3 protein-coding genes and 1 pseudogene are annotated in these 2,680 nt (G+C 64.5%); 2 read left to right on the plus strand and 2 right to left on the minus strand.

The features are described from left to right. A partial coding sequence (locus tag MOV75_RS33770) for a thiamine pyrophosphate-binding protein (protein WP_247007503.1) occupies positions 1 to 566 on the minus strand: 566 nt, incomplete at its 3' end. 278 nt (positions 567 to 844) lie between these two features. Here MOV75_RS33770 and MOV75_RS33775 point away from each other — a divergent pair. Further along, positions 845 to 1,423: a L,D-transpeptidase gene (locus MOV75_RS33775; RefSeq protein ID WP_246920503.1), complete on the plus strand. Its 579-nt coding sequence runs from the start codon at positions 845 to 847 to the stop codon at positions 1,421 to 1,423. Between the two features lie 196 nt (positions 1,424 to 1,619). Then, on the plus strand, positions 1,620 to 2,435 hold the full coding sequence (locus MOV75_RS33780) for a DUF2927 domain-containing protein (protein ID WP_246920512.1): 816 nt from the start codon (positions 1,620 to 1,622) through the stop codon (positions 2,433 to 2,435). Positions 2,436 to 2,554: 119 nt separating this feature from the next. Here the strand turns inward: MOV75_RS33780 and MOV75_RS33785 are convergent. Continuing rightward, positions 2,555 to 2,680, minus strand: a pseudogene (locus tag MOV75_RS33785) (pyridoxal-5'-phosphate-dependent protein subunit beta); the annotation flags it as partial.

Below are 2,680 nucleotides of genomic sequence, written 5' to 3' on the forward strand. Positions count from 1 at the left end.
TGCTCGACCGCCTGCGGCGAGTAGCTGGCGCGCTGCTGCTCGGCAGGCACCTCAGCGATGCCGTCGGCCTCGTTCCAGGCGGTGTCGGCGGGCAGGATCAGCGTCGCGATCTGCCCCGGTGCGCTCTTGGCGGCGGCGATCGCCGCGGCGCCGTCAGCGGCAACTGATTTGGAGTTCGGCGAGGTCCGGACCCAGGACGACATCGGCCGGGCCAGGCCCTCGATGTCGGAGGTCAGCGGCGCGTTGTAGTCGATGTGGTAGACGGCGTGCTGGCCGACGATGTTGACGATGCCGGAATTCGCCTTCTTGGCGTTGTGCAGGTTGGCAAGGCCGTTGGCGAGACCAGGGCCGAGATGCAGCAGGGTCGAGGCCGGCGTACCCTTCATGCGGTAATAGCCGTCGGCAGCGCCCGTCACCACGCCCTCGAACAGGCCGAGCACGCAGCGCATGCCGGGGACGCGATCGAGCGCTGCGACAAAATGCATCTCGGAGGTGCCTGGATTGGTGAAGCAGACATCCACCCCACCCTTGACCATCGTCCGCACCAGGCTTTCCGCACCGTTCATCAGAGGCTCCCGCAACCGGCCATGTCCAAATATCCGTTCGATCAATCATTGTTCGCGCGTTCCGTCAAAGCAAGAGGCGGCATCGCGGCCCTGCCCCGCGCGACGATGCGCCGGTTTGGCTAATGTTTTTCGGCAAATTGTAGTTGCCGATTTGGTAACGCCAATCGTGGAGCATGGCCTGTTTTGCCAGGGAAGGACCTCACGGGGCCGTGGCTTGCGAAAAGCCCGCAAATATGGCCTGTGGCCTTTGTTGAATCGATTTTTTGCTGGGGGATACAATGATCCGGTTTTTTGCCGCGCCGATTGCCGCCATCGCACTGCTGTCGGCCACGGCGGGCGGCGCGGTCGCCGAAGAGTTCGACTCGCGCGACATCATGGGCGGCGGCCCGAACTTCTTCCGTTCCGGCGCCAATCCGGTTCCCCGCACCACCGTCATGTATAACGGCAATTACGCGCCCGGCACGGTCGTGGTGAACACCAGCGAGCGGCGGCTGTATCTGGTGCTCCAGAACGGCCAGGCGCTGCGCTACGGCATCGGCGTCGGCCGTGACGGCTTCCGCTGGGGCGGGGTCCACAGGATCACCGCCAAGAAGGAATGGCCGGACTGGACGCCGCCCTCGCAAATGCTGGCCCGCCGGCCCGACCTGCCGCGCCACATGAAGGGCGGCGTCGACAATCCGCTCGGCGCGCGCGCGATGTATCTGGGCTCGACCCTCTACCGCATCCACGGCTCCAACGAGCCGGAGACGATCGGCCAGGCGGTCTCCTCGGGCTGCTTCCGCATGACCAATGACGACGTGACGGACCTCTATAGCCGCGTCGCAGTCGGTACCACGGTGGTGGTGCTGAACAACTAGACCCGAGCGAACTGCCGTAGGGTGGGCAAAGCGAAGCGTGCCCACCGATCGGTGGCTGTTGTCGAGAGATGGTGGGCACGGCGCTTTCGCGCCTTTGTCCACCCTACGGCACCGTGCTTGAAAGCTACGGGAACCCGTTGGCGCGTGAATTTGCGGACTTGTGTGCGCGATGCGAATGCGGCAGCGTCGGGCGACGATGAGCGCACTCCACTCGCCCGCGCCTGGCCTTCGCATCGCCCTCCTGGCGCTCGCCGCGCTCACATTGGTGCCTGACACCGCTACCATGGCCGCCGCGGGCGAATTGCCCGCGATCTCCTCGCGTCAGCGCGCCGAGAAGAAGAGTTTTACCGACGGCGAGATCGTCGACGGCTTCCTGAAGACGGCGTTCGGCGCCGAATATCATCTCGCCGGACGCGTCGATCGCATCCGCAAGTTCGACGGACCGGTGCGCGTGTTCGCCGAGAGCGACCGCACTGACCGCAAGGCGCAGCTCGCAAAGGTCGTGGCCGACATCGGCAAGCGCGTGCAGCATCTCGACATCGCCATGATCGATACCAACGAAGCGGCGAATGTGCGCGTAAAGCTGGTGCGCGACCGCGATCTCTTCCGCACCATCTCGAGCTTCTACGGCGCGGAGAAGGCGCGCGAGATCCGCACCTCGCTCGACCCGCAATGCCTGTCCGGCTTCCGCAAGAACGACAATTTCGAGATCGAGCATTCCGACGTCATCCTCACCGTCGACAACGGCGACTTCACCTTCCTCGACTGCGCCTATGAGGAGCTGCTGCAATCGCTTGGGCCCATCAACGACACCGCGAGCGTGCCCTGGACCATGTTCAACGACAATGTCTCGATGGGCTATTTCGACGTCTACGATCAGTACATCCTGAATCTGCTGTACGACCCCCGCATCAAGGCGGGCATGACCGTGGCGGAGGTGAAGGCGGTGCTGCCCGCCGTGCTTGCTGACGTGCGGACGTGGGTGAAGCAGGTGAATGATTTGAAGGAGTGAGGCGATCCTCCAAACGCTGACGTCGTAGGATGGGTAGAGCGCAGCGAAACCCATCAAGCAACTGCTGCGACGGCCGCGAAGCTGATGGGTTTCGCTGCGCTCTACCCATCCTACTGCACCTACTGCACCAGATCGGCCACGGTCGTCGCGGCCTTCAAGCCCGTGCCGGTGAGCACCGCGACCGTGGTCTCGCTCGCCTTGATGGCCCCGGTGGCGGAGAGCTTGTCCAACGCCGCCGCCGCGCT

It is taken from the genome of Bradyrhizobium sp. PRIMUS42 (assembly GCF_023006515.1).
GTDB lineage: Bacteria > Pseudomonadota > Alphaproteobacteria > Rhizobiales > Xanthobacteraceae > Bradyrhizobium.